The 26,097-nt window shown below is 36.0% G+C and carries 21 protein-coding genes; 16 read left to right on the plus strand and 5 right to left on the minus strand.

What is annotated here, in order from left to right; translation table 11 throughout:
• Window positions 1-3: 3 nt before the first annotated feature.
• From rbfA to ribF, 3 genes are all read left to right on the plus strand, one after another.
• A complete protein-coding gene (gene rbfA / locus C7K42_RS01605) occupies window positions 4-360 on the plus strand; it encodes a 30S ribosome-binding factor RbfA (RefSeq protein WP_014124671.1) in 357 nt (118 codons plus the stop codon).
• A gap of 457 nt (window positions 361-817) precedes the next feature.
• Window positions 818-1,735, plus strand: coding sequence for a tRNA pseudouridine(55) synthase TruB (gene truB / locus C7K42_RS01610; protein ID WP_014124672.1), 918 nt, complete (start codon window positions 818-820; stop codon window positions 1,733-1,735).
• Window positions 1,736-1,758: 23 nt separating this feature from the next.
• Window positions 1,759-2,715: a riboflavin biosynthesis protein RibF gene (gene ribF, locus C7K42_RS01615; protein ID WP_014124673.1), complete on the plus strand. Its 957-nt coding sequence runs from the start codon at window positions 1,759-1,761 to the stop codon at window positions 2,713-2,715.
• Between the two features lie 81 nt (window positions 2,716-2,796).
• Here the strand turns inward: ribF and C7K42_RS01620 are convergent, their stop codons facing one another.
• Window positions 2,797-3,036, minus strand: coding sequence for a hypothetical protein (locus tag C7K42_RS01620; protein ID WP_041591811.1), 240 nt, complete (start codon window positions 3,034-3,036; stop codon window positions 2,797-2,799).
• 151 nt (window positions 3,037-3,187) lie between these two features.
• Here C7K42_RS01620 and C7K42_RS01625 point away from each other — a divergent pair, with 151 nt between their 5' ends.
• Both C7K42_RS01625 and C7K42_RS01630 read left to right on the plus strand, forming a co-directional pair.
• Window positions 3,188-3,778 (plus strand): LemA family protein, encoded by a 591-nt coding sequence (locus C7K42_RS01625; protein ID WP_014124675.1) that lies wholly within the window; start codon window positions 3,188-3,190, stop codon window positions 3,776-3,778.
• A 15-nt stretch (window positions 3,779-3,793) separates the two neighbouring features.
• Complete coding sequence (locus C7K42_RS01630) at window positions 3,794-5,116, plus strand: TPM domain-containing protein (protein ID WP_103083935.1); 1,323 nt, start codon at window positions 3,794-3,796, stop codon at window positions 5,114-5,116.
• Window positions 5,117-5,268: 152 nt separating this feature from the next.
• Here C7K42_RS01630 and hemW read toward each other — a convergent pair whose 3' ends face one another.
• Entirely contained in the window at window positions 5,269-6,420 is a 1,152-nt protein-coding gene (gene hemW / locus C7K42_RS01635; protein ID WP_014124677.1) for a radical SAM family heme chaperone HemW, read from the minus strand.
• 218 nt (window positions 6,421-6,638) lie between these two features.
• Here hemW and hrcA point away from each other — a divergent pair, with 218 nt between their 5' ends.
• The 4 genes from hrcA (at window position 6,639) to dnaJ (ending at window position 11,548) form a co-directional block, all read left to right on the plus strand.
• A complete protein-coding gene (gene hrcA, locus C7K42_RS01640) occupies window positions 6,639-7,679 on the plus strand; it encodes a heat-inducible transcriptional repressor HrcA (RefSeq protein ID WP_103099713.1) in 1,041 nt (346 codons plus the stop codon).
• A 45-nt stretch (window positions 7,680-7,724) separates the two neighbouring features.
• Window positions 7,725-8,300, plus strand: coding sequence for a nucleotide exchange factor GrpE (grpE, locus tag C7K42_RS01645; RefSeq protein WP_014124679.1), 576 nt, complete (start codon window positions 7,725-7,727; stop codon window positions 8,298-8,300).
• 53 nt (window positions 8,301-8,353) lie between these two features.
• Complete coding sequence (dnaK, locus tag C7K42_RS01650; protein WP_094243588.1) at window positions 8,354-10,210, plus strand: molecular chaperone DnaK; 1,857 nt, start codon at window positions 8,354-8,356, stop codon at window positions 10,208-10,210.
• Window positions 10,211-10,393: 183 nt separating this feature from the next.
• On the plus strand, window positions 10,394-11,548 hold the full coding sequence (gene dnaJ / locus C7K42_RS01655) for a molecular chaperone DnaJ (protein ID WP_061841332.1): 1,155 nt from the start codon (window positions 10,394-10,396) through the stop codon (window positions 11,546-11,548).
• 527 nt (window positions 11,549-12,075) lie between these two features.
• Here the strand turns inward: dnaJ and C7K42_RS01660 are convergent.
• Both C7K42_RS01660 and C7K42_RS01665 read right to left on the minus strand, forming a co-directional pair.
• Window positions 12,076-12,813, minus strand: coding sequence for an amino acid ABC transporter ATP-binding protein (locus C7K42_RS01660; protein ID WP_061841331.1), 738 nt, complete (start codon window positions 12,811-12,813; stop codon window positions 12,076-12,078).
• Between the two features lies 1 nt (window position 12,814).
• The gene (locus C7K42_RS01665) at window positions 12,815-14,980 is read right to left on the minus strand and encodes an amino acid ABC transporter substrate-binding protein/permease (protein ID WP_103083934.1); all 2,166 of its coding nucleotides are present in this window, start codon (window positions 14,978-14,980) and stop codon (window positions 12,815-12,817) included.
• 303 nt (window positions 14,981-15,283) lie between these two features.
• Between C7K42_RS01665 and uvrB the strand changes: the two genes are divergently transcribed.
• From uvrB to whiA, 5 genes are all read left to right on the plus strand, one after another.
• Window positions 15,284-17,266 (plus strand): excinuclease ABC subunit UvrB, encoded by a 1,983-nt coding sequence (gene uvrB / locus C7K42_RS01670; RefSeq protein ID WP_014124684.1) that lies wholly within the window; start codon window positions 15,284-15,286, stop codon window positions 17,264-17,266.
• A gap of 17 nt (window positions 17,267-17,283) precedes the next feature.
• Window positions 17,284-20,106 (plus strand): excinuclease ABC subunit UvrA, encoded by a 2,823-nt coding sequence (gene uvrA / locus C7K42_RS01675; protein ID WP_103091832.1) that lies wholly within the window; start codon window positions 17,284-17,286, stop codon window positions 20,104-20,106.
• 145 nt (window positions 20,107-20,251) lie between these two features.
• The gene (gene rapZ / locus C7K42_RS01680; RefSeq protein ID WP_014124686.1) at window positions 20,252-21,136 is read left to right on the plus strand and encodes an RNase adapter RapZ; all 885 of its coding nucleotides are present in this window, start codon (window positions 20,252-20,254) and stop codon (window positions 21,134-21,136) included.
• Window positions 21,133-22,134, plus strand: coding sequence for a gluconeogenesis factor YvcK family protein (locus tag C7K42_RS01685; protein WP_014124687.1), 1,002 nt, complete (start codon window positions 21,133-21,135; stop codon window positions 22,132-22,134). Before rapZ ends, C7K42_RS01685 begins: the two co-directional genes overlap by 4 nt.
• A 24-nt stretch (window positions 22,135-22,158) precedes the next feature.
• Entirely contained in the window at window positions 22,159-23,094 is a 936-nt protein-coding gene (whiA, locus tag C7K42_RS01690; RefSeq protein ID WP_103099703.1) for a DNA-binding protein WhiA, read from the plus strand.
• A gap of 70 nt (window positions 23,095-23,164) precedes the next feature.
• On the opposite strand, the gene C7K42_RS01695 is transcribed toward whiA, so the two are convergent.
• A complete protein-coding gene (locus C7K42_RS01695; protein WP_103099704.1) occupies window positions 23,165-23,680 on the minus strand; it encodes a thioredoxin domain-containing protein in 516 nt (171 codons plus the stop codon).
• Window positions 23,681-23,981: 301 nt separating this feature from the next.
• On the opposite strand from C7K42_RS01695, the gene cdaA reads away from it, so the two are divergent.
• Complete coding sequence (gene cdaA, locus C7K42_RS01700) at window positions 23,982-24,872, plus strand: diadenylate cyclase CdaA (protein WP_014124690.1); 891 nt, start codon at window positions 23,982-23,984, stop codon at window positions 24,870-24,872.
• Window positions 24,872-26,092 (plus strand): CdaR family protein, encoded by a 1,221-nt coding sequence (locus C7K42_RS01705; RefSeq protein ID WP_159459073.1) that lies wholly within the window; start codon window positions 24,872-24,874, stop codon window positions 26,090-26,092. The genes cdaA and C7K42_RS01705 overlap by 1 nt, the downstream gene beginning before the upstream one ends.
• Window positions 26,093-26,097 lie beyond the last annotated feature (5 nt).

Below are 26,097 nucleotides of genomic sequence, written 5' to 3' on the forward strand. Positions count from 1 at the left end.
ATCATGGCTAATTATCGTGATCGTAGAGTAGCTCAAGAAATACTAAAAGAAGTAACTCACTTATTGCAAACAAAAATTCGTGATCCACGCGTACAAGATATAACTATTACAGATGTAAGTGTCACTGGTGACCTGCAACAAGCGACAGTTTTTTATAGTATTTTGTCTGATGACGCTTCAGCAAAACAAGAAGCTCAAATGGGCTTAGAAAAAGCTAAAGGACTTATCCGGCGTGAAGTAGGTCATGTACTAAGTATATATAAAACGCCTGAGATCTTCTTTGAATTGGACGAATCAGTTGAATACGGTGAAAGAATCGATGAAGTTATTCGTGAGCTGCATGAAAATGAAGAAGATTAAAAATAAACAGGTATCTGATGAACCGACCTCTAGAAGTCAAGTTTTTCTTTTGTCGTTTAGAGGTCGCTACAGGTGGATACCTGTTTTTTATTTTGAAAAACTAAATGTAAAGTTTATTGAGACTTTATAATAGCAGTAATAGTTTTCTTAACTAGAAAATTATTTGCTTTCATTCAGACATTCTACCATTATTTACAATTATTGGAGGCACATCGAAGGAGTTGCCGCCAATAATTCATGGATTGGGGGCACATCGAAGGAGTTGCCGCCAATAACTCATCGATTGGAGGTAGATCAGAAAAGTTGCCACCAATAACACTGATAGTTGGGCTGATCTATTATTTTTAAACACAGAGAGCTAGTTTTCACTTTTGTGTGTGGTGATTAATCTGTTTCATGCTTTTTTTAACAGGCTATGTTATACTATTAAAGCTAAAAACTAGAACAGGAGAAACTTATGGACGGTATTTTACCTTTATGGAAAGATCGTGGCATGACAAGTCATGATTGCGTGTCTAAATTAAGAAAAATCTTACATACTAAAAAAATCGGGCATAGCGGGACACTAGATCCTGATGTCGATGGCGTACTACCTATTTGTATTGGAAAAGGAACTAAAGTAGTCGAATTTTTAGTCGATTCTGGAAAAGAGTATGAAGGCGAAATTACACTCGGTTATGCAACAACTACTGAAGATGCTAGTGGAGAAGTTGTTCAACAAGATCCGATTAATGAGCCTTTTTCAGTTAAGGAAATTGATGATGCGATGCAAAAATTTGTCGGAGAGATGACTCAAGTTCCTCCTTTATATTCTGCTGTGAAAGTAAATGGTAAGCGTCTTTATGAGTATGCAAGAAGTGGACAATCAGTAGAAAGACCACAGCGTAAAGTACAAATTGAATCCTTTACGCGTACGAGTAGGCCAGTTCACCAAGAAAAACAACAGACACAATCTTGGCGCTTCAAAGTAGTTTGTGGTAAAGGCGTTTATGTTAGAACTTTAGCTGTTGATCTTGGTAAAGAACTCGGCGTGAGTGCGCATATGTCAGATTTAACGCGCGTTAAAAGCGCTGGTTTTACAAAAGGACAAGCGATAACTTTAGAAAAAGTACAAGCAGCAGCAGAAAAAGATCAAGTGAGTGAAATATTACTGCCGATAGAGTATGGCGTTCAAGCTTTTCAAAGAGTAGATATTTCTGAGCAACTGTGGCAGAAGGTCAGAAATGGGGCACGCTTACCTTATTCGGCTTTTGGTTTAGTTGATATGCCAAAAGAAGCCGTTGCGATTTTCTACCAAAATCAGGTTGTTAGTTTGTATGAAGCCAATAAAAACGAAAAGAACGGCTTAAAGCCCTTAAAAGTATTAAAGAACTGAGTTAGTTAGGAGATTAGCTTTTTATGAAAGTCATTGAGTTTAGACATCCCTATTCAAAAAATATTATTCCTGATGAGGATGTTGTTTTAGTGCTGGGATTTTTTGATGGTGTACATAAAGGACATCAAAAGGTGATCGAAACGGGGAGAAAAATTGCAGATAAAAAAGGACTGAAGTTGGCAGTGATGACCTTTAACCAACATCCTTCCATTGTTTTTCAAAAAGTTAAACCAGATGAAATGAAATATTTAACCAATCCGGAACAAAAGAAGCAGTTAATGGCTGATTTAGGGGTGGATTATTTATATATCGTAGAATTTACATCTTTATTTGCAAGTTTGAGTCCACAGGATTTTGTTGACCAGTATATTGTTGACTTACATGCAAAGTATGCAGTTGCTGGTTTTGATTATACTTACGGACCTGAAAATATAGCAGATATGGATCATTTACCGCAATATGCCCAAGGCCGTTTTGAAGTTGTATCAGTTCTTAAAAAAACACAAGATAACAGTAAAGTTAGTTCAACACGAATTAGAGAAAGCTTAGATCAAGGAAATATGGAGCTGGCGGCAAGTCTATTGGGATATATTTATGAAATTGACGGAACCGTGGTCCACGGCGACGCTAGAGGACGTACTTTAGGCTTTCCAACAGCTAATATCAAGACTGAAATCACCAGTCGTCTACCTAAAGAAGGCGTTTATGCTTCTGAAATAAAGATAGGTGAGAAGTGGTATCCAGCTATGGGGTCGATCGGTCATAATGATACTTTTGAAAAAGGTCGGCAGTTAACGATCGAAGTATATATTTTAGATTTTACCCAAGATATTTATGGTGAACAAGTCAGAGTGCGCTGGAATCATCTTTTACGAGATCAAGTAGCTTTTAATGGAGCAGAGGAGTTAATTCAACAGCTAAAAGATGATGAAGAAGATACACGACGCTATTTTGCAGCAATGAAAAAAATTAGTGAGTAATATAAAAATTAAATCGCTAGAAAATGAAATTTTTGTTCATTTTCTAGCGATTTTTCTTTACTAGAGAATATATATTTTTAACTACTCTACTTTGTCATCTTCGATAATTTGTTTCACTTGAAATTCGCTGGATCGATCATTTTCAGAGTCAGCATCAGAAAAGTCAAATAGTAGGTACTCGCCTCTATTATCTTGAACGACAACTAATTTATTATTGAGCCCGCGTTTATCTTTTTCGATTTGCACTTTTTTCATCAATTCTTCTTGATCGACATCAGATGTTAAAGCATTTCCACGGTTAAAAAATATAGTTTCTTCCATGATGATCATCCCTTTTTATTATTTTGATGTTGACTTCAGCTTAAGACATAGAGACTGACTTGTCAAAGGATATAGCTAGTATACTTTTGTGGTATATGTTATTTTATGGTAAAATAAAATGTGAAATACTCACAAGGAAGGTGATTTAAAATTGGATAAAAGAAATCGGAACCTTTTATTATTAATTATTGCGGCAGTGATTTTTGTTATTGCTGCTCCTACCATTTTTACTTATAACCGCTTAGCTTCTGCTGAAAATGATGTGGACGCAAGCTGGTCACAAGTTGAAAATGTGATGCAAAGAAGAGCTGATCTTGTGCCTAATTTAGTAGAATCGGTCCAAGGAAGTATGCAACAAGAACAAGAAATATTTGGTAATATTGCCGAAGCCAGACAAGCTTATAATGAAGCCAATACACCTGAAGAAACAGTTGAAGCAAATGACGAATTGTCTGGACAGCTTTCAACAATGGTTAATGTTATCAGAGAGGATTACCCAGAACTAAGTTCAAATAATAATGTTAGGACATTAATGTCTCAACTAGAAGGAACAGAAAATCGAATTTCAACAGAGCGTAGACGTTATATACAATCGGTTAATCAATATAATCAATTGCTAGTACGTTTTCCTAATAATTTAGTTGCTAATATATTCAACTTTGATAGAAAGGATAACTTTGAAGCTGAAGAAGGCGCGCAGGAAGTTCCCGAGGTCGATTTTGATATTGATACGAGTGAATAAAGGGGGCTTTTGTCTATGAAAGAAGTTAACGAGTCACATTTAAGTAAAAATACAATAAAAAATATTCATAATTATTATCGACGTTTTAAACGTCTGAATACTATTTATGTTTGGATATGTGGATTTTTTATTTTATTGGGATTACTATTTTTTATTATCGGCGTGCCCTTATTAAATCATCAAAAAAATGTAATGGAACAATATTACAATACACAAATTAACCAGTTGCAAGCGCAAAAAGAGCAAAAAGAAGAAGAAATTGATGCGCAAATTACTCCTTCGTTTGAAACAACTTTACAATCTCAAAAAGTACAATACGCAAATGAATATACAGCTCAAGCTGATTATTACGAAGCGGATATAGGAAATAGCACGATTGCAATTGATCGTAATAATATTTTTGTTTCAGATAATGCAGGAATTTTATCTGATGATGTAAAGGAAAAAGTTTATCAGTTTAATCGACAGTTAGATGAGAATGCTAATGGTGCTCAGTTTATGGTTGTCACGCTTAATCAATTACCTAATGGAAAAGATATTGAGTCTTATGCAACAGATATCTTCAATAACTTAGGTATAGGAAATAATGAGGAAGACAATGGCGTACTGTATTTGATGTCGGTTTCTGAACAGGAAACTAGATTAGAAGTAGGATATGGACTAGAAGGTGTGCTGACAGATGCTGATAGTCAAGGGATCCTTGACGACGATGAAGTAGTAGAAAACTATCAAGATGAAGATTATTCAGAAGGTGTGAGTGCGACGACTGATTTAGTTGCAAATTATATTAATTCTAAAACACCTTATGAAGATAGCCAAATAAACACTTATGAAAGTCGTCGAGATAGCCTAGGCTTTGTTTTGCTTATTCCAATTGTTTTTATGACCCTCTTATTTATTGTGGTTCTTTTATATTTTATCGGAATAATGAGAACTAGAAGGTTGGTAAGAAAAGACTACAAAGAATTTTCTGGTATTGTTGGCAATGACAATAGAATAACGGAACAGTCTGCTAAACAAATTAAAAAATTAAACTTATATGCACTCATTTTTTATGGTATGGTTTACTGGCAAACTTATCGTCATGTATTAAAAAATAGAGACATCGGACGCCTGTTGAACAAATATCCATCTGGTCGTAAAATAGGACGTCGCGTATTAGTGGGCGATACTTTATATGATTACCGTGGATTAATTTTAACTGCTCATTACGCTTCTTCTGCTTATAATCCAAGATCATCCAAAGGCCGAGGCCGTGGTGGTGGGTTCGGTGGATTTGGTGGGGGCTCATTTGGCGGTGGATCCTCTGGAGGCGGAGGCGCTTCAGGGGGGTGGTAATGGGAAGGAGTCGTTAAGAATTATTAATGATTTATCAGGTCTTTAAGTGAGTATTCTCGCTTAAAGACCTTATTTTATATCGATATAACAAAGAAAATAAAAATCAATAATTGCATTTGCTTTAATAGAAAAAATAGCTTATCTAAAAATTTTTATGAGAGCAAGAATTTTTCAAATACTTCGTTTCCTAGAAATAAACCTTTACGAGTCAACTTGAGATGATCGTTTTTAAAAGTTAATAATTGCGCATCGAATAGTTCAGGAAGAACTTCCTGGTATAAATCGGTAAGTTCTAAGTTGAATTTTTCTTTAAAACGATGCAAGGATACGCCTTCTTTTTTCCTTAATCCTAAAAATAATTCCTCTTCAATTTGGTTCTTAAAAGAAAGGTTTTCTGTTTCAATGATAGGTAACTGATTATTACGTAACAGGTTTAAGTAATGTTGAATAGGACCGAAATTTTTATAACGTTGTTGGTTTAGGTAGCTGCTAGCACCAGCGCCAAAACCATAATAATGCTCATTATTCCAATAAACTAGATTATGCTTTGATTCCCATCCTTTTTTAGCGAAATTACTAACTTCATAGTGAGAAAATCCGGCTTTTTCCATCTCATTTATCGCTAGCTCGAACATTTTTGCTTCTTCTTCTTGTTCGGGCAATTCAATTTTTCCTCTTCTTACCCAATTCATAAACATTGTTTTATTTTCTAAAATTAAGGAATAAATCGCATAGTGAGGTAAATCAAGAGCGATCGCTTTTTCTAAAGTAATAAGAAAATCTGCAATGCTTTGTGCAGGCAGAGCATAAATTAAATCGATTGAAAGGTTGTCTATCTGATTTTTTTCTATTAATTTTAATGTTTGGTATACATCTTCAGCAGTATGTTTACGGCCAATTCTTCTTAGAAGACGATTATCGAATGTTTGCACCCCCATTGAAAGGCGATTAATTCCATAATTTTTAATGACATTTAGTTTTTCTTGCGTCAAATCACCAGGATTTGCTTCAATTGTAAATTCTTTGGTAGTTTCAACGGGCAGCAATTGAGTGATGCCACTGAGTAAATCATCTAATTGCTTAGCAGATAGACAAGTGGGCGTACCTCCTCCGATATAAATCGTTTGACTGGCATCTGTAGGATGAAGATCAAGTGTTAATTGTATTTCTTTTAATAACCCTTGGATATACTCATCGACAGGCTGCCCTTTTAAAAATACTTTATTAAAATTACAGTAAAAGCAAATATGTTCACAAAAAGGAATATGAATATATGAAGAGGTATTTTGTAGAACTTTTTCCATTAATTAATTGCTCCTTTAGCAAAGCATGTTTTGTCATTAGTTTACCATAGTTATTTATAAACTTAGACGAATTTCTAGCTATTTCTCCAGAATTAGCACTCTAACATAAAGAGTGCTAATTTTTTGAGCATTTCCTCTTGACATTCTTGTGATTTGTGGTATATTAATAATCGTGTTAGCACTTAGATATAAGGAGTGCTAATTAAAGGGTGATAAATTTGTTGACGCAAAGACAAGATAATATTTTGCATCAAATTATTCATAATTATACAAATTTAGGAAAGCCAATTGGATCTAAAACGCTGATGGAAGAAGGGATCGCAGCTAGTTCAGCCACGATTAGAAATGAGATGAAAACTCTCGAGGAATATGGGCTTTTGGTAAAACCACATTCTTCTTCAGGTCGTATCCCTTCGCTAAAGGGTTATCGCTACTATGTCGATTATCTGCTAGAACCAGAAAAGTTAAAAAAGAGCGAAGTAGACGTCATGCAGCAGTCCTTAGGAAAAGATTTTCATGAGATCAATGATATCATTGAACAATCAGCTAAAATTCTTTCTAAATTGACTAGCTATACGGCGCTATCGATTGGACCTGATGTAAGTAATAGAAAACTTACAGGTTTTAAAATGGTGCCACTTAATAATCGGCAAGTGATCGCAATCATTGTAACTGACAAGGGAAATGTTGAAAATCAAGTATTTTCAATTCCTAAAAGCGTAGATAGTGAAGATCTTGAAAAAATGGTGCGAATCATCAATGATAAACTAATTGGTGAACCTTTATTAATAGTTTATCAACGCTTGCGAACTGAAATCCCGATGATTCTTCATAAGTATTTTCAAACAACTGAAGGAATTCTTGATTTATTCAATAATATGTTGAGTGAAGCTTTTGAAGAAAAGATTTTTGTTGGCGGTCAGATGAATTTACTGAATTCCGATCAAATCCAAAACATTGATCAGTTTAAATCCATGTATTTGTTTATGGAGAACTCGAAGCAATTGAATGAATTGTTGAGCACTAAAGATCAACCGATTCAAATTCGGATTGGGTCAGAATTGGGTAATGACTTACTAAGCGACATGAGTTTGATCCAAGCTAATTATGAGATTAAAGATCATGGCAATGGTACGATCGCATTATTAGGTTCGGCTAGTATGCCGTATTCGAAAATGCTTAGTTTACTTGATGTGTTTCGTCAAGAACTAGCAGAAACACTGGATGATTATTATCGTTCGATCGATTCATTCGGCTGATCTGCGTGAATTGTCAATTATTTATATAGAAAGGATGTTAGATGATTGTCTGATAAAAAAAAGAATGCAGAAGAGTTTGAAGAAACATTTTCTGACAAAACCAGTGAAGATGAATCAACTGTAGAAAATGAAACAGTTGAAGAAAATGAGAATGAAGATGTTCAAGCTATTTCAGAAGTTGATGACTTAAAAGCACAACTTGATGAAATGGAAGACAAATATCTTCGTGCTTCAGCTGAGCTTTCGAATATGAATAATCGTTTTCGTAACGAAAGACAAACATTGCAAAGGTATCGTTCACAAGATTTAGGAAAGAAATTACTTCCTGCAATTGATAATTTAGAACGTGCTGTAGCAATTGAAGTTGAAGGAGAACAAAACGAAAGCTTGAAAAAAGGGGTAGAGATGACTTTAGAAAGCTTACGTTCTGCCATGCAGGAAGAAGGAATTGAAGAAATTTCTGCCCAAGGTGAAACGTTTGACCCTACATTACATCAAGCTGTTCAAACAGTTCCTGCGACAGAGGACCATCCGGCAGAAACAGTCGTTGAAGTATTGCAAAAAGGTTATAAAATTTATGACCGTGTACTTCGCGCCAGCATGGTAGTTGTCGCACAATAAATTAGTTTATTTCAATATTAAATGAATGATAAAATGACAAAGGAGATCATAGTATGAGTAAGATAATTGGTATTGACTTAGGTACAACAAATTCAGCCGTTTCAGTTTTAGAAGGCGGCGAATCGCAAATTATTACAAATCCAGAAGGAAATCGTACAACACCTTCTGCTGTAGCATTTAAAAATGGCGAAATTCAAGTAGGTGAAGTAGCAAAAAGACAAGCAGTTACAAACTCAGATACTGTTACTTCTATTAAGCGTCATATTGGTGAAGATGGTTATAAGGTAGAAGCGAACAATAAATCTTATACACCACAAGAAATTTCAGCAATGATTTTGCAACACATTAAAAGCTTTTCAGAAGATTATCTAGGCGAAGAAGTTGAAAAAGCTGTTATTACAGTTCCTGCTTATTTCAATGACTCACAACGTCAAGCAACTAAAGATGCTGGTAAGATCGCTGGATTAGAAGTTGAACGTATTGTAAATGAACCAACTGCAGCTGCTTTAGCTTACGGTTTAGATAAAACTGAACAAGATGAAAAAATCTTAGTATTTGACCTTGGTGGCGGTACTTTTGACGTTTCCATCTTAGAATTAGGTGACGGTGTATTTGATGTGTTATCTACTGCCGGTGACAACAAGCTAGGTGGAGATGACTTTGACGAAAAAATCATTGATTACATGGTGAGTGAATTCAAAAAAGAAAATGGCATTGATTTAAGTAAAGACAAAATGGCTTTACAACGTCTAAAGGACGCTGCTGAAAAAGCGAAGAAAGACTTATCAGGCGTTTCAAGTACACAAATCAGTTTACCATTTATTACAGCTGGTGAAGATGGCCCTCTTCATCTAGAAATGAATATGACTCGTGCAAAATTCGATGAATTAACAAGTAGTTTAGTTGATCGTACAAAAGAACCTGTACGCCAAGCTTTGAAAGATGCTGATTTATCTCAATCTGATATTGATCAAGTCATCTTGGTTGGTGGTTCGACTCGTATTCCATCTGTTGTTGAATCAGTACGTAAAGAAACAGGTAAAGAACCAAATAAATCAGTGAACCCGGACGAAGTAGTTGCTATGGGTGCTGCTATCCAAGCTGGTGTTATTAGTGGTGATGTTAAAGACGTTGTATTACTTGATGTAACACCTCTATCTCTAGGAATTGAAACTATGGGTGGTGTATTTACGAAGTTGATCGATCGTAATACTACGATTCCAACAAGTAAATCTCAAGTATTCTCTACAGCAGCTGATAATCAACCAGCCGTAGATATTCACGTATTGCAAGGTGAACGTCCAATGGCAGCTGATAACAAGACATTAGGTCGTTTCCAATTAACAGATATCCCAGCAGCTCCACGTGGTGTACCACAAATTGAAGTTAGCTTTGATATCGACAAAAACGGTATTGTAAATGTTTCAGCTAAAGATTTGGGTACACAAAAAGAACAAAAAATTACCATTCAATCTTCTTCCGGTTTATCAGATGACGAAATTGATAAAATGGTTAAAGATGCTGAAGCAAACGCTGAAGCCGATGAAAAACGTAAAGAAGAAGTTGATCTACGTAACGAAGTAGATACACTGTTATTTACGGTAGATAAGACATTGAGTGACCTTGATGGTAAAGTGGACGAAGAAGAAGTCAAAAAAGCTGAAAATGCACGTGATGAATTAAAAGCTGCAGTAGAAGCTGACGACATCGAAGACATGAAAACTAAACGCGATGCATTGAATGAAATCGTACAAAACTTGAGTGTTAAGATGTACGAACAAGCGTCACAAGAACAACAAGGCGATCAAGCAGCCCAAGGTTCAGATGATGCTTCTAACGCTTCTGGTGACGATGATGTAGTGGATGCAGATTTTGAAGAAGTAGATGACGATGATAACGATAATCAATAATTTCGTTATTTGGGAAAAAGCCAAAGACATCCACTTTGGCTTTTTCTTTTGAAATATTGTCTATTATAGTGATGAATCGGTCTTTTCTTTTTAATTTAAGTATTTTTATAAAATAATGTTTCTTCTGCATAATTTATGATAAAATACGAAAGACTGTTAAAGTATTAGATGGAGGGAAAGCCAATGGCAACAAAACGAGATTATTATGAAGTCCTAGGTGTAGACAAAGGGGCTTCAGATGATGAAATCAAAAAGGCATATCGTAAGCTTTCCAAAAAATATCATCCAGACGTCAACCAAGAAGCTGATGCAGAAGAGAAGTTTAAAGAAATTTCAGAAGCCTATGAAACACTAAGCGACCCACAAAAACGTGCAGCTTATGATCAATATGGTCATGCAGGTGCAGACGCCAATTTCGGCGGCGGTGGTGCTGGTGGATTTGGCGGCTTCGGTGGAGGCTTCTCAGACGCTGGTGGTTTCGGTGGCTTTGAAGATATTTTTGAATCTTTCTTCGGTGGTGGCCGTTCTGCAGATCCAAATGCGCCACGACAAGGTGATGATTTACAATATTCAATCAATCTGACTTTTGAAGAAGCGGTATTTGGAAAAGATACAGAAGTTTCGTATAAACGTAATGAAGTTTGTCATACTTGCGGTGGAAATGGAGCCAAACCAGGTACGCAACCAGAAACTTGTCACAAATGTAAGGGATCTGGGACGATCAATGCTGAACGTCAAACGCCACTTGGTCGAGTAATGACAAGACAAACTTGCGATGTTTGTCACGGAACTGGTAAAGAAATCAAAGAAGTTTGCGAAACATGTCATGGTACAGGACATGAAAAGAAAACACATAGTGTTAATGTTTCTGTTCCAGCTGGTGTAGAAGATGGACAACAAATGAGGCTAGCTAACCAAGGGGAAGCTGGCACTAACGGTGGACCTTATGGCGATCTATATGTTGTCTTTTATGTAGCAGAAAGTGATATTTTTGATCGTGATGGATCGGAAATTTATTACGAATTGCCAATCAACTTTGTACAAGCAGCTTTAGGTGATGAAGTCGATGTACCAACTGTTCATGGAAATGTAAAATTGAAGATTCCAGCTGGTACACAAACAAGTACGAAATTCCGTCTGCGCGGTAAAGGCGCACCTCGTTTAAGAGGAAATAGTACGGGAGATCAACAAGTAACGGTGAAGATTATCACTCCGAAGAACTTGAATGAAGAACAAAGAGAAGCATTGCGGAATTTTGCTGAATTAACGGGACAAAGTACAGAAGAACAACAATCAGAAGGTTTTTTCGACAAGATGAAAGATGCTTTTAAAAAATAAAAGAGAAAGTGGAGATCATATAATAGTTGATCTCCACTTTTTTGCTGTGAATCACTACGATTCAGCGACCATAGGGAGCTGAGAGTAGATCCTTCAAAGCCTTAGCGACTTGTCGGCTTAGGCCTTGATGAGATCGAAGCGTAAGCGAAGAGATGAACAGTACTAGGGCGAGAGAAAGCGAGGCGTAGTGTCCTTTATCCTATTGTTGTAATTTTTAATTACTATATTCGAGTAAAAGGTGGGTAAATTGAAAAAATTATTTATTCAGCTGTTGAATAAATAAAAAAAAGATTAAAATTAAAAAATGCGGAATTGATTTGTCATAACCCGTCGAAGAAGAAGCAGAGATTGTAGATGAAGAGTAAATTTTCTCAAATAAAATTAAATACTGTTAAATAGCACAAAGAAACAAGAAAGCTATGTTGTATGAGGAAGAGATAGCATAAAGAAACAGGAAAGCTATGTTGTATGGGAAGAGATAGCACAAAGAAAAGTTCTCGCTACAAACGAGAACTCCTTTTTACTATTTAGATATTTAATACTTTGTCTAGGAAATCTTTCGTTCGCTCGTTTTTAGGATGATTGAAAACTTCATCGGGTTTGCCATCTTCTAAGAAATAACCGTCATCAATGAACATTATACGATTTGCAACCTCTTTGGCAAATCCCATTTCATGGGTAACAATGACCATTGTCATTCCTTGATCTGCTAATTTTTTCATGACTTTCAAAACGTCTCCGACCATTTCGGGGTCTAATGCAGAAGTAGGCTCATCAAATAACATGATATCTGGATTCATAGCTAAAGCACGGGCGATGGCTACACGTTGCTTTTGTCCGCCAGAAAGACTTTCAGGATAGACATTCTTTTTATCTGATAGTCCAACTGTTTGTAATAATTCATCTGCTCGCTCTTCTGTCTCTTTTTTGTTTTTACCTTTTACATCTAGAGGTGCTAAAGTAATATTTTCTAAAACAGATAAGTGAGGGAACAAATTAAAATGTTGAAAAACCATGCCAATATGTTGACGTATTTGATTAATGTCAGTTTTTTTATCGGTCAAATGCTCACCATCAATGATAATTTGTCCGCTAGTAGCTTCTTCTAAACGATTCAGACATCTTAAAAAGGTGGATTTACCGGAGCCGGAAGGACCGATAACACAGATAACTTCACCTTCTTTAATGCTTGTTGTAATGTCGTTTAATACAGTATTATCTCCGAATTTTTTCACTAGATTTTCAATTGCAATTTTTTCCTTCATATTATTTCACCTTCTTTTCAAGTACTTTTGCAAGTTTTGTTAAAGCAGTAATTACAATCAAGTACATAATTGCAATAATCAAATATACATAAGTACTTTGCATTGTTCGTGCAACAATGATTTTTCCTGTTTGTAATAATTCGACAACCCCGATAACAGAAATGATTGTGGTATCTTTTAAAGAGATAACGAATTGATTGACAAAAGATGGAATCATAATTTTGATTGCTTGTGGTAAAATGATTTTTTGCATCGTTTTGTTATAGGTTAATCCTAGACTTCGCGAGGCCTCCATTTGTCCTGTTGGCACGGCATTTATTCCACCTCTGACAATTTCTGCAATATAAGCACTAGCGTTTAATGTCAATGTGATAACACCTGCTGTAAAGTCAGGAATGGTTATGCCAATTGCATCAGATAAACCAAAGAAAATAAAGAAGGCCAAAACCATCATCGGTATACCACGAATCACATCAACATAAATTGAAGCGATCATTCGTAATGTTTTAATAGGTGCTACACTAAAGAGACCTATGATAACACCAACGATCAAAGCTAAAGCAAAAGAAATCAAAGCTAAAGCCATCGTTTTCCATAAACCGTTCAATAATACTTTATAGTTATTTTTAATTAAGCCGATAAGAGAAGATTCATCGGCAGAAGATTCGCTGGCCGTAGCATCTCCGCTATCATCGATATAATTTGCAATAATTTGGTCGTATTCACCAGTTCGTTGCATCTCTTTTAAACCTTCATTGAACATTTCTAATAGTTCAGGATTTTCTCCCTTTTTAACTGCAAAGCCGTATTCACCACCAGATTCGCGTTCAATAGGTGTCTCAAGTGCCTGTCCTTGAGCAACGGAATAACCTATAACCGGGTAATCATCCATTAAAGCATCGATTGCATCAACGCTTACAGCCTCATATAGCTGATCAGCATCGTCATATAATTTTACATTATAACCGTATTCGTCCTCATGCTCATCTAAAAAGTCAGCACTTTCGGTTCCAACCTTAGCTCCCACAGTTTTTCCGTCTAAATCTTCATAAGAGCTGATATCATCATCGTTACCTTCTTGTACGGCTAATTGAATACCACTTTCAAAATAAGAATCCGAAAAATCAAAACTTTCTTCTCGTTCATCTGTGATAGACATTCCAGCAATCATACCATCTGCTTGATTGCCTTCAACAGCTTGCACTGCACCGGAAAAGCCTATATGGTTGAAAGTAATGTTGAAATCTTGTAATTCGGCAGCACGCTTCATTAAATCAACATCGATACCAATATATTCATTTTCATCGTTTTGAAATTCAAAAGGCGCAAAAGCAGTGTCACTAGCAATTACATATTCGTCTTTTTTGGCTTCTACATTTTTCATCTCGCCAGATTCTTCGCTGTTACCCTCTGTTTCTACATATTTATCGACGATTTCATCATATTCTCCAGAGTCTTTCAATTTCTTTAATCCAGCATTGAATTTTTCTAGCAGTTCTTCATTCTGCCCTTTTTTAACTGCAAAACCATAGGGATTTCCCGCCTCTGGTTCACCAACTAAGGATAATTCTTCTCCTTGTTTAATTGCATAACCAAGGACTGGAAAATCATCAAAAATAGCTTCGACGGTGTTATTGTCAACAGCTCCATAAAGTCCAGACGCATCATCGTAGTTTTTAACATCAAAGTTATATTTATCTTTATTATCTTCTAAAAAATCTGCACTTTCGGTACCCACTTTAGCGCCTACCGTTTTACCCTCTAAGTCCTTGTAAGATTTTATCTCATCATTCCCCTGGGCAACTGCCATTTGTATACCGCTGTCGTAGTAGGGGTCGGAAAAGTCAAAACTTTGCTCCCTTTCTTCAGTGATCGACATTCCTGCGATCATGCCATCAAGTTGATTAGATTGTACGCCTTGCACCGAACTATCGAATCCTAAAGGACGTAAATTTATTTTAAATCCTTGATCTTCGGCGATCGCATTTAATATATCAATATCGATACCTTCGTATTCGTTATCATCATTTTGAAATTCGAAAGGAGCAAATGTCACATCTGTTCCAATATCATAGGTTTTTTCCGCAGCTGAAACAGTTTTACTCCCACAAAAAAATAAAGTAATAAACACAGAAAGTAACGAAATAAGTATCGTTCTTTTTTTCATTTAAAAATTCCTCCTTTAAAGACAATTGAAAATCAGGGTCTAGATTAAAATAAATTATTTCCGTTAAATTGTCTTAATAAAGAAGATTATATCCTAAAGTTTTTAAACAAAGCAAGAAAATTAGAATAAAAAATACAAAAATGTCTAAAAAAATCACGAATTACGTAAGAAAACCTAACATTTTAGAGAAATTATAGAAAAAAGTAAAAAAATAGCGAAAGTACGTTCGGTGTGTTAGAATAGTATAGGAAAAGCAATGATTTGCATATAGGATAGTTTTATCCAGAAAGAAGGCAGACGTTTATGATTGAAAAAGAATTATCACATCAATTTGAACTTGTTTCAAATTATCAGCCGTCAGGGGACCAACCTGAAGCAATTGAAGAATTAACTGATGGGGTGTTAGATCATAAAAAGGCTCAAATTCTTTTAGGTGCTACCGGAACGGGGAAGACTTATACTATTTCAAATGTGATCCAAAATGTAAATAAGCCAACACTGATTATTGCTCACAATAAAACACTAGCGGGTCAGCTATATGGAGAATTTAAGGAATTTTTCCCTAATAATGCGGTGGAGTACTTCGTAAGTTATTATGATTATTATCAACCAGAAGCTTACGTCCCATCAAGCGATACTTATATTGAAAAAGATTCCAGTATTAATGATGAAATTGATAAATTACGCCATTCAGCCACTAGCTCGTTATTAGAACGTAATGACGTTGTTGTTGTTGCTTCAGTATCGTGTATTTTTGGTTTGGGTTCACCAATGGAATATCAAAAACAAGTTGTTTCTTTGCGTCAAGGAATGGAAATCTCTCGAGATGAATTATTACACTCATTGATCGATATCCAATTTGAACGTAATGATATAGATTTTCAACGGGGACGTTTTCGTGTAAGAGGCGATGTTGTTGAAATCTTTCCGGCTTCACGTGCTGAACGTGCTTTAAGAGTTGAATTTTTTGGTGATGAAATCGATCGAATACGTGAAGTTGATGCGTTAACGGGTGAAATATTAAATGAAACAGAGCATGTTTCTATTTTCCCGGCGACTCACTTTGTGACAGATGAAGATCATATGGAAACTGCTATTGCTTCGATTAAGCAGGAATTAGATACTCGTTTAGCAATTTTAAAAGAAAATAATAAATTATTAGAAGCACAACGATTAGAACAAAGAACGAATTATGATATTGAAATGTTGCGAGAAATGGGCTATACTTCAGGCATTGAAAACTACTCTAGACATATGGACGGAAGAGAAGAAGGAGAGCCCCCGTATACACTATTAGACTTTTTCCCTGAGGACTTTTTAATAGTGATCGATGAATCTCACGTAACTATGCCGCAAATTCGCGGGATGTATAATGGAGACCGGGCCAGAAAACAGATGCTGGTTGACTATGGTTTTCGTTTACCTTCAGCCTTAGACAACCGACCATTAAGGTTAGAAGAATTCGAAAAACATGTGAATCAGATTATTTATGTTTCTGCGACACCAGGTCCTTACGAATACGACCAGACAGATACGGTGGTTGAACAAATCATTCGTCCAACTGGTTTATTGGATCCAGTGATTGATGTCCGTCCTATTATGGGACAGATCGATGATCTTGTAGGGGAAATCAATGAACGTGTGGAAAGAGACGAGCGTGTTTTTGTTACAACTTTAACTAAAAAAATGGCGGAAGATTTAACCGACTATTTCCGAGAATTAGGAATAAAAGTCAAGTACCTTCACAGTGATATTAAAACATTAGAACGAACAGAAATTATCCGCAACTTGCGATTAGGTGAGTTTGATGTTTTAGTAGGAATTAACTTACTAAGAGAAGGTTTAGATGTGCCTGAAGTTTCTCTTGTCGCGATATTAGACGCTGATAAAGAAGGCTTTTTGCGTAGCGAACGTTCCCTTGTACAAACGATGGGAAGAGCGGCTAGAAACGCTGATGGTGAGGTTGTGATGTATGCTGATAAAGTGACTGATTCTATGCAAAATGCTATAGATGAAACCACTCGTCGTCGTAAAATTCAAGAAGCATACAATGAAGAACACGGGATTGTTCCACAAACAGTTAAAAAAGATGTTCGAGATTTAATTTCAATTTCTTCTGTTACCGAAGAAGGCGAAGAAAAACAAGTCTCTTACGAAGATCTTACAAAAGATGAAAAAGAAGATTTAATTGAAAAATTAAATACAGAAATGAAAGAAGCTGCTAAATCGCAGAATTTTGAAAAAGCAGCTAATTTACGTGATTCGATTTTAGAATTAAAAGCTTAATAGTTCGGGGGAAGAATATGCCAAACGATAATATAGTGATACATGGTGCTCGTGCCCATAATTTAAAAAATGTAGATGTGACCATTCCCAGAGATGAACTGGTAGTGGTCACAGGTTTGTCTGGATCAGGAAAAAGTTCTTTGGCTTTTGATACGCTATATGCAGAAGGACAGCGGCGTTATGTAGAAAGTCTTTCCTCTTATGCCAGACAATTTTTAGGTCAAATGGATAAGCCGGATGTTGATAGTATTGATGGTTTAAGTCCAGCTATTTCGATTGACCAAAAAACGACTAGTAAAAATCCTCGTTCAACCGTCGGTACAGTGACTGAAATCAATGATTATTTGCGGTTACTGTACGCTCGTGTTGGACATCCGATTTGTCCTAATGACCATGTGGAAATTACCAGTCAGTCACCGGAACAAATGGTTGACCAAGTACTTGAATTACCAGAAAGAAGTAGGATTCAACTGCTTGCGCCAGTCATTTCTCAAAAAAAGGGTCAACATAAGAAGACTTTGGAACAGGTACAAAAAGAAGGATATGTACGTGTAAGAGTTGATAATGAGATTTATGACATAACAGAGGTGCCTGAACTTGAGAAAAATAAAAAACATGATATTGCGATCGTTGTAGATCGTATCGTCATTAAAGAGGGCATTCGTTCTCGTTTATTTGATTCCCTTGAATCAGCGCTTCGGTTATCTGATGGTTACGCCATCGTCGATGTGACTGATGGAGAAGATATGCTTTTTAGTGAACATTATTCTTGTCCTTACTGTGGTTTTACCGTAGGTGAATTAGAACCACGTTTATTCTCTTTTAATGCGCCTTTTGGTGCTTGCCCAGAGTGTGACGGTTTAGGGATAAAATTAGAAGTAGACATTGATTTAGTTATCCCTGATCAAACAAAAACTTTACACCAGGGGGCAATTGTTCCTTGGAATCCTATCAGTTCTCAATATTATCCGCAGATGTTAGAACAAGCTTGTCAGGATTTTGGGATTGATATGGATACACCTTTTGAAGAGCTTACAAAAGAACAGAAAGATATTGTATTAAATGGGTCCAATGGTCGTCATTTTCACTTTCATTATAAAAATGATTTTGGTAATGTTCGTGATGTAGATATGCCTTTTGAAGGAGTGATGGTCAATATCAAACGTCGCTATCATGAAACAAACAGTGACTTTACTAGAGAACAAATGCGTTTGTATATGACAGAGTTGACTTGTCAACTTTGTCACGGTTACCGTTTAAATGATAAGGCTCTTTCCGTAAAAATAAATGGGGAGCATATCGGAGAAGTTAGTGATTTAGCGATTAATTATGCCTATGATTTTGTTGAAGACCTCAAATTATCACAACAGGAACAAATGATTGCTCAACCTATCGTTAAAGAAATCGGAGATCGTTTGAGCTTTTTACAAAATGTTGGTTTAGATTATTTGACTTTGAGTCGTTCGGCAGGCACGCTTTCTGGCGGTGAAGCACAACGGATTCGTTTAGCAACGCAGATTGGTTCTAATTTATCTGGCGTATTATACATTCTAGATGAACCTTCTATTGGCTTACATCAACGGGATAATGATCGCTTGCTAGGCTCTTTAAAGAAAATGCGCGATTTAGGCAATACTTTGATTGTGGTGGAACATGACGAAGATACGATGCGCTCTGCTGATTATTTAATCGATGTGGGTCCAGGTGCAGGAGATTATGGTGGCGAGATCGTAGCTTCTGGTACGCCAGAGCAGGTGGTCGAGAATCCTCATTCCTTAACAGGTGAGTATCTTAGTGGAAGAAGGGAAATTCCTTTACCTAAAAAACGTCGTAAAGGAAATAAAAAAAATATTACTTTAACGGGCGCCCAAGAAAATAATTTGAAAAATATTAATGTTAAGTTTCCTCTTGGGAAATTTATTACAGTAACAGGTGTATCAGGTTCAGGAAAATCAACTTTGATTAATGATATCTTGAAAAAAGCCCTTGCTCAGCGTTTGAATAAAAATTCAAAAAAACCAGGGAAATTTAAAAAGATCACAGGTTTTGAAAATATTGAAAAAATCATCGATATTGATCAAAGTCCAATTGGTCGAACGCCTCGTAGTAACCCAGCTACTTATACGAGTGTGTTTGACGATATTCGCGAACTATTTGCGCAAACGAATGAAGCAAAAATACGTGGTTATAAGAAGGGACGTTTTAGCTTCAATATCAAGGGCGGACGATGCGAAGCTTGTAAGGGCGATGGTATCATAAAAATTGAAATGCATTTTCTACCAGATATTTATGTTCCTTGTGAAGTTTGCCATGGCAAACGATATAATTCCGAAACTTTAGAAGTACATTATAAGGGTAAAAATATCTCCGAAGTATTAGATATGACCGTTGATGACGCTTTTGACTTTTTCCAAAATATCCCTAAAATCAGTCGTAAGCTTCAAACGATTGTGGATGTAGGCTTAGGCTATGTTAAGTTGGGTCAGCCTGCGACTACTTTATCTGGCGGGGAAGCGCAACGAATGAAGCTGGCTAGTGAACTACAAAAAAATTCTAACGGTAAAAACTTTTATATTCTAGATGAACCGACTACCGGCTTACATTCAGATGACATTCTTAGATTATTACAGGTTTTAGATCGTTTAGTTGATGCTGGCAATACAATTTTAGTGATTGAACATAATTTAGATGTCATAAAATCTGCTGACCACGTGATTGATTTAGGGCCAGAAGGTGGAGAAAATGGTGGTACAGTTATAGCAACAGGTACGCCAGAACAAATTGCAGCTAGTCCAGATAGCTATACTGGGCAGTACTTAAAAAAATTAGTGGAAAAATGACAACTTTTTTGAGCAATTACTTCAAGTGATTGCTCTTTTTATCGTTCATAAAAAAATTTTTTAATTATTTTAAAAACCATTCGGAAAGATACGCCCGGAGTGTTATAATTAGAAGAATAGAAAGTTTGAGCAAGGGGAGAAGAAGATGTCTGATAATTTAGATTTAGTAATCATCACTGGGATGAGTGGCGCAGGAAAGACTGTAGCCATCCAAAGTTTTGAAGATTTAGGTTATTTTTGTATAGATAACATGCCGCCTAATTTAATTCCTAAGTTTTGGGAATTGATTAAAGAGTCGGGCAAAATAACAAAAATTGCCTTAGTTGTGGACTTGCGTTCCAGGTCTTTTTTTGAAGAAATTCAAGCGATGTTAGTAGAAATTGAAAATACGGCCTTTATCAATACACGTGTATTGTTTTTAGATGCTTCAGATAGTGAGCTAGTTTCGCGCTATAAAGAAACACGTCGTACGCATCCGTTAGCTATGGATGGTTTGATTACAGAAGGTATCAGAAAAGAACGAGCTGTTTTAGAAGAATTAAAAGCAGATGCGTCGATTGTTATAGATACAACAGAATTATCACCAAGACAACTGCGAGAAAAAATCAATGAAGAATTTCGTAGTTCAAACGATGCCGGCTTTCGAATTGAAATGGTATCTTTTGGATATAAATATGGCCTGCCGATTGATGCTGATATCGTGATGGATGTGCGCTTTTTGCCTAACCCGCATTATATCGCTGAATTACGTCCATTAACTGGACTAGAAGAACCAGTTTATGATTATGTGATGAGTTTTTCTTCAACTGAAAATTTTTATCAGCGATTTCTATCTCTATTGCAATCGATTTTACCTGGCTATGTAGAGGAAGGAAAAAGCAATCTATTAGTTGCTATTGGTTGTACAGGGGGCCAGCACCGTTCAGTCGCATTGACGCAAAGAATCGGAGAAGCCTTGGCACAAGATTATAAGGTGAATATCACTCATAGAGACAAGGCTAAAAGGAAAGAGACGGTGAATCGCTCGTGAGAATGAAAACCTACCGTATTAGACGTCCTAAGGTTGTTGTGATGGGTGGAGGTACTGGACTACCTGTAATACTCAAAAGTTTGCGTAACCAAGGGGTAGATATTACTGCTGTGGTTACAGTCGCTGATGACGGAGGAAGCAGTGGACAGTTGCGTGACTCAGTGACTTCAGTAACACCTCCTGGAGATCTACGTAATGTACTAGTTGCTTTATCTGATATGCCAAAACTTTATTCAGATATTTTTCAATATCGTTTTAAAAAAGAAGATAAGTTTTTGGCTAACCATGCATTAGGAAATTTAATTATCGCTGGCATGTCTGAGATGCGCGGCAGCACTTATGAAGCGATTCAATTGTTATCCAAAATGATGCATGTTAAAGGCAATATTTATCCTTCTTCTGATGAACCACTTGTACTACAAGCAAACTTTACAGACGGGACGAGTGTGATAGGCGAATCAAAAATTGCTTTGGACCGTAAAACAATCGACAATGTTTCTGTTAGAAATCAAGCAAATGATGGTAAACCTAAAGCAGCTAAAAAGGTTGTTTCCTCTATTTTAGAAGCAGATATGATCGTTTTAGGACCGGGAAGCTTATTTACCAGTATTTTACCTAATCTGATGATTTCAGAAATCGGACAAGCAATGCTGCAGACAGAGGCAGAAACAGTTTATATTTGTAATATCATGACACAAAAAGGTGAAACTGAACGTTTTACAGATGCAGATCATGTACGTGTGTTAAATGAACATTTAGGTAAGGCTTTTATTGATACTGTCTTAGTGAATACTGAAAAGGTACCGGATGGTTATATGAATGTTGAAGTTTATGATGAGTATTTATTACAAGTGCAGCACGATTTTAAGGGACTAAGGAGCCTAGGTTGTCGTGTGGTATCCACCGACTTTCTTGAGCTAAGAAACGGTGGTGTTTTCCACGATGGCAATAAAGTTGTCGAAGAATTGTTACGAATTGTTTATGAAGCCAAAAATTAAAAAGAATTTGAGAGGGGTGCAATTATGTCTTTTGCTGCGGATGTAAAAAAAGAGTTAACAAGTCTAGAAGTGCATCGTGAACATGCTAAAGCCGAACTTGCTGCCTTAATTCGCATGAATGGCTCATTAAGTCTTTTTAACCAACGTCTTATCTTAAATATACAGACAGAAAATGCTGCGATCGCAAGACGAATTTATTCTTTATTAAAAGAACACTTTAATGTGCGTAGCGAACTTTTAGTGCGACGAAAGATGAAATTAAAGAAAAACAATGTCTATATTGTCCGTTTAAAACAAGATACAAGACGTGTTTTAGATGAACTAAGTATTATGGAAAGTGGAATGCCTACTACTCAGGTAAGTAACGATATTATAGGAGATACGCAGAAAATGCGTTCGTACTTACGAGGTGCTTTTATGGCTACGGGATCTATCAATAACCCGGAAACGAGTCGTTATCATTTGGAAATTTATTCTACATATGAAGCGCATAATCAAGATATCTGTAAGATGTTAAATTATTATGATTTAAACGCACGGACATTAGAAAGAAGAAATGGCCATATTTCTTATTTAAAAGGCGCGGAGCATATCGCTGATTTTCTTACTTTGATCGGCGCAACGAATTCTATGCTTAAATTTGAAGATGTACGGATTGTACGCGACATGAGAAATTCTGTTAACCGACTGGTGAATTGTGAGACAGCAAATATGAATAAAACAATCGATGCTGCTTCTAAACAGATTCAAAATATTCAATTTATTGAAGATCGTGTCGGTTTGTCTGCCTTGCCAGATAAACTACAAGAAATCGCGGAACTGCGTTTGGTTCATCCAGAAATTAGTCTGAAAGAACTAGGAGAAATGCTGCCCTCAGGTGCCATATCTAAATCGGGGATCAACCATCGTATTCGAAAAATCAATGAATTTGCAGATAAATTAAAAAAAGATGTAGTATAAAAAAACCCTCATAATTGTTAGACATAACATCTAATAATTATGGGGTGTTTTAAATAGCGCTCAGTGTTTTTTATTCACTAATATAATCGTTTAATGTTTTTTGATCGATATTTTCATCAAAGATATGTTCACCAAGAATTAAGGTTGGTACTAATGTAATATTTGCTTTTTTACTTTCTTGTACGATTTCTTCGGCAATATCTAAATGATGATGTTCACTCAATCCTAATTCGTTTCTAGCGTAATTGGCTACCTCTTGTAAAGGTAAATCCCCCCACTTATCTTGAGAATCAAAAATACGAGTTATATCTTCAAGAGCTTGATCGGGGTCATCGTCTGTCACAAAGCGATGCATTACATTTCCGCGCTGTAGCGATTCTTTAGTATGATCTAACAACTTAATAACACGATTTAATTTTCCGTCTGAGACAGCTTTACTCAAAGTATCTTTGGACTCTGTAAACCATTGTTTACAAAAAGGACAGTTTAAATTAATAAATTCCGCCGTTGTTTTGGGTGCTTTTTCTCCAATGAAAATACCGTAGTCAGTGTTTACCTCTTCTTTATTAATTGCTGAGATATCCATACGAGAATTCCTCCTTTATTTTCTTCCAGTGTAACGTTTTTTTTAACGATTGTGAATCAATTCGTTTTTGGTATATGAAAATAAGGTTTTAATAAAGGTTAAATACAAAATGAAAATAAGCTATTGAGTTGATATTTTAGCCAAGGTTATTAACGTTTTTCTGATCTATATTTTTCAAAGTGAATAAAATGTTATTTTTTTTTGAAAAAATAAAAAGGAAGTAACTTTTTTATCAACAACAGAAAAAAGCTATGCTATACTGTAACAGAGAGTGTAGTCTTAGAGTAAAGGAAGGCTTTATATGTCGTTTAACATTGCAGAACTTTTTGATTTAGATTATTGGAGACAGTTATTATCTGTGGATTTTTTTTCTGTTCCTTTTTTTATCAATATTTTAGATATCTTGGTTGTTTGGTATCTTGTATATAAATTGATACAGATGGTACAAGGGACAAAGGCGATCCAACTATTCAAGGGCGTTGTGATGTTTATTGCTATTCGCTTCTTAGCTGAAGTGATTGGACTTCACACTTTGTCTTGGTTGATGGATCAAGTCATTACTTATGGTGTTATTGCTGCAATTGTCATTTTTCAGCCTGAGATTCGTCGCGGCTTGGAACACTTGGGGCGAACAACCTTTTTTACCCCGACAAAAACAGAGAAGGATCAGGGAGAAACAATGATTCAAGCCTTTGATAAGGCGATCCAATATATGGCCAAACGTAAGATTGGCGCCTTGATTACCATTGAACGTAATACAGGACTAGAAGAATACGTGGAAACTGGGATTAGTTTAGATGCGGATATTACTGGAGAACTTTTAATCAATATCTTCATTCCCAATACGCCACTACATGATGGTGCTGTAATTGTTAGAAATGGAAAAGTTGCGGTATCGAGCGCTTATCTACCGTTATCTGATAGTAATATGATTTCTAAAGAGTATGGTACTAGGCACCGAGCAGCTGTTGGTGTTTCAGAAGTTAGCGACGCTTTAACAATTGTGGTTTCTGAAGAAACTGGCGGCGTAACTTTGACTTTGAATAACCAGATGTACAATGAATTAAGTCAAGAAGAGTATTTAAAATTGCTTAGAGATACACTGGTTGTAGAAAATACTGAGAAGAGTAAAAAGAATTTTTTCAGAAGCCTTTTAGATGAATTGAATAAGTTGAGTAAAGGAGGCAAATGATGCTTAAGAAAAAGAAAAAAAGCAATGTTGTCTACGGACTCTTAGCTTTATTTATCAGTCTGCTTCTGTTTTTCAATGCTAATGGTTCAAATTTTCAAAATAGTATTGCTTCTTCAGAAACTTTTGATGAAACAGCACATGATGTTCCTATTACCATTGACTATGATTCTGATGAGTATTACATTCAAGGTTATGAAAAAACGGCTGATGTGACATTAAGTGGTGCTAACCGAGTTCAGTTAAATGCAGAAGCTAACGAAGAAACACGAAATTTTGAAGTAGTTGCTGATTTAACTGATTTAGAAGAAGGTACTCACGATGTTCCTCTTGAAATAGATAACTTAAGTAATAGTGTAGACGCTAGCGCAGAGCCAGATACTTTAACAGTTACGATTGAAAAAAAAGAGACGAAAAATTTTCAAATTGATACACAAGATCTAGAAGATAAACTGCAAGATGGTTTTGAGTTAGATAATCTGGCTGTTTCCCCGCAAGAAGTAGAAGTTACTTCAGGAGAAGAGACAATGAAAGATATTTCTAGAGTGGTTGTTTCCTCTGATTTAGAAACAATTAATGAAAATATTTCTGATAGTTTTCCTTTACAAGCTGTCGATGAAAACGGGGAAAGCTTGTCTGCAAGTTTGAGTCCACAAAATGTGGACCTTAGTATGGAGGTTTCTGCGCCAGATAAGGAAGTTAGTTTAGAACCCTCTCAGACAGGTGAAGTTGCAGAAGGAGTAACTGATTACGATTTTCAATTGAGCGAAAATAGTGCTACAATAACTGGAGCACAAAATTTATTAGATGATGTAGATTCTCTTGAAGTGCCGATTGACGTAACTGATATTACAGAACCGACAACCAGAAATATTGATGTTCAAGCTCCTTCTCAGTTGACTTCTAATATTGATTCGGTAACTGTTAATATTACGCCGGTATTTGAAGATTCAACTACAGAAGAAAGTAACGGTGATGAGTCAGCGCCAGATAATCAAGCTCCAGCAAGTGAGGAAAATAATGAAGAAAATGAAAATGCAGAAGTAGAAGATACAACAACAGAAACTACAGATAGCAGTCAGATAGAGGAGAACTCGCCGGAAGAAGAAACAACTACTCAAGAAAGTCAAGAGCAAACACAAACAGAAGATTCACAGGAACAGCAAGATTCAACAGATGAACAAATAGATTCACAAGAAAATGAAGAAGAAACAGAAAGGTAAGTTGA

This window comes from Tetragenococcus halophilus subsp. halophilus DSM 20339 (genome assembly GCF_003841405.1).
Taxonomy (GTDB): Bacteria; Bacillota; Bacilli; order Lactobacillales; family Enterococcaceae; genus Tetragenococcus; species Tetragenococcus halophilus.

Coding starts and splice junctions, on each gene's coding strand:
- ribF (WP_014124673.1), top strand. CDS start 1,759: ATGAAAGTCATTGAGTTTAGACATCCCTATTCAAAAAATATTATTCCT.
- hemW (WP_014124677.1), bottom strand. CDS start 6,420: ATGGAAAAAGTTCTACAAAATACCTCTTCATATATTCATATTCCTTTT.
- rapZ (WP_014124686.1), top strand. CDS start 20,252: ATGTCTGATAATTTAGATTTAGTAATCATCACTGGGATGAGTGGCGCA.
- uvrB (WP_014124684.1), top strand. CDS start 15,284: ATGATTGAAAAAGAATTATCACATCAATTTGAACTTGTTTCAAATTAT.
- C7K42_RS01630 (WP_103083935.1), top strand. CDS start 3,794: ATGAAAGAAGTTAACGAGTCACATTTAAGTAAAAATACAATAAAAAAT.
- cdaA (WP_014124690.1), top strand. CDS start 23,982: ATGTCGTTTAACATTGCAGAACTTTTTGATTTAGATTATTGGAGACAG.
- C7K42_RS01695 (WP_103099704.1), bottom strand. CDS start 23,680: ATGGATATCTCAGCAATTAATAAAGAAGAGGTAAACACTGACTACGGT.
- uvrA (WP_103091832.1), top strand. CDS start 17,284: ATGCCAAACGATAATATAGTGATACATGGTGCTCGTGCCCATAATTTA.
- C7K42_RS01665 (WP_103083934.1), bottom strand. CDS start 14,980: ATGAAAAAAAGAACGATACTTATTTCGTTACTTTCTGTGTTTATTACT.
- truB (WP_014124672.1), top strand. CDS start 818: ATGGACGGTATTTTACCTTTATGGAAAGATCGTGGCATGACAAGTCAT.
- C7K42_RS01660 (WP_061841331.1), bottom strand. CDS start 12,813: ATGAAGGAAAAAATTGCAATTGAAAATCTAGTGAAAAAATTCGGAGAT.
- dnaJ (WP_061841332.1), top strand. CDS start 10,394: ATGGCAACAAAACGAGATTATTATGAAGTCCTAGGTGTAGACAAAGGG.
- rbfA (WP_014124671.1), top strand. CDS start 4: ATGGCTAATTATCGTGATCGTAGAGTAGCTCAAGAAATACTAAAAGAA.
- C7K42_RS01705 (WP_159459073.1), top strand. CDS start 24,872: ATGCTTAAGAAAAAGAAAAAAAGCAATGTTGTCTACGGACTCTTAGCT.
- dnaK (WP_094243588.1), top strand. CDS start 8,354: ATGAGTAAGATAATTGGTATTGACTTAGGTACAACAAATTCAGCCGTT.
- C7K42_RS01620 (WP_041591811.1), bottom strand. CDS start 3,036: ATGGAAGAAACTATATTTTTTAACCGTGGAAATGCTTTAACATCTGAT.
- whiA (WP_103099703.1), top strand. CDS start 22,159: ATGTCTTTTGCTGCGGATGTAAAAAAAGAGTTAACAAGTCTAGAAGTG.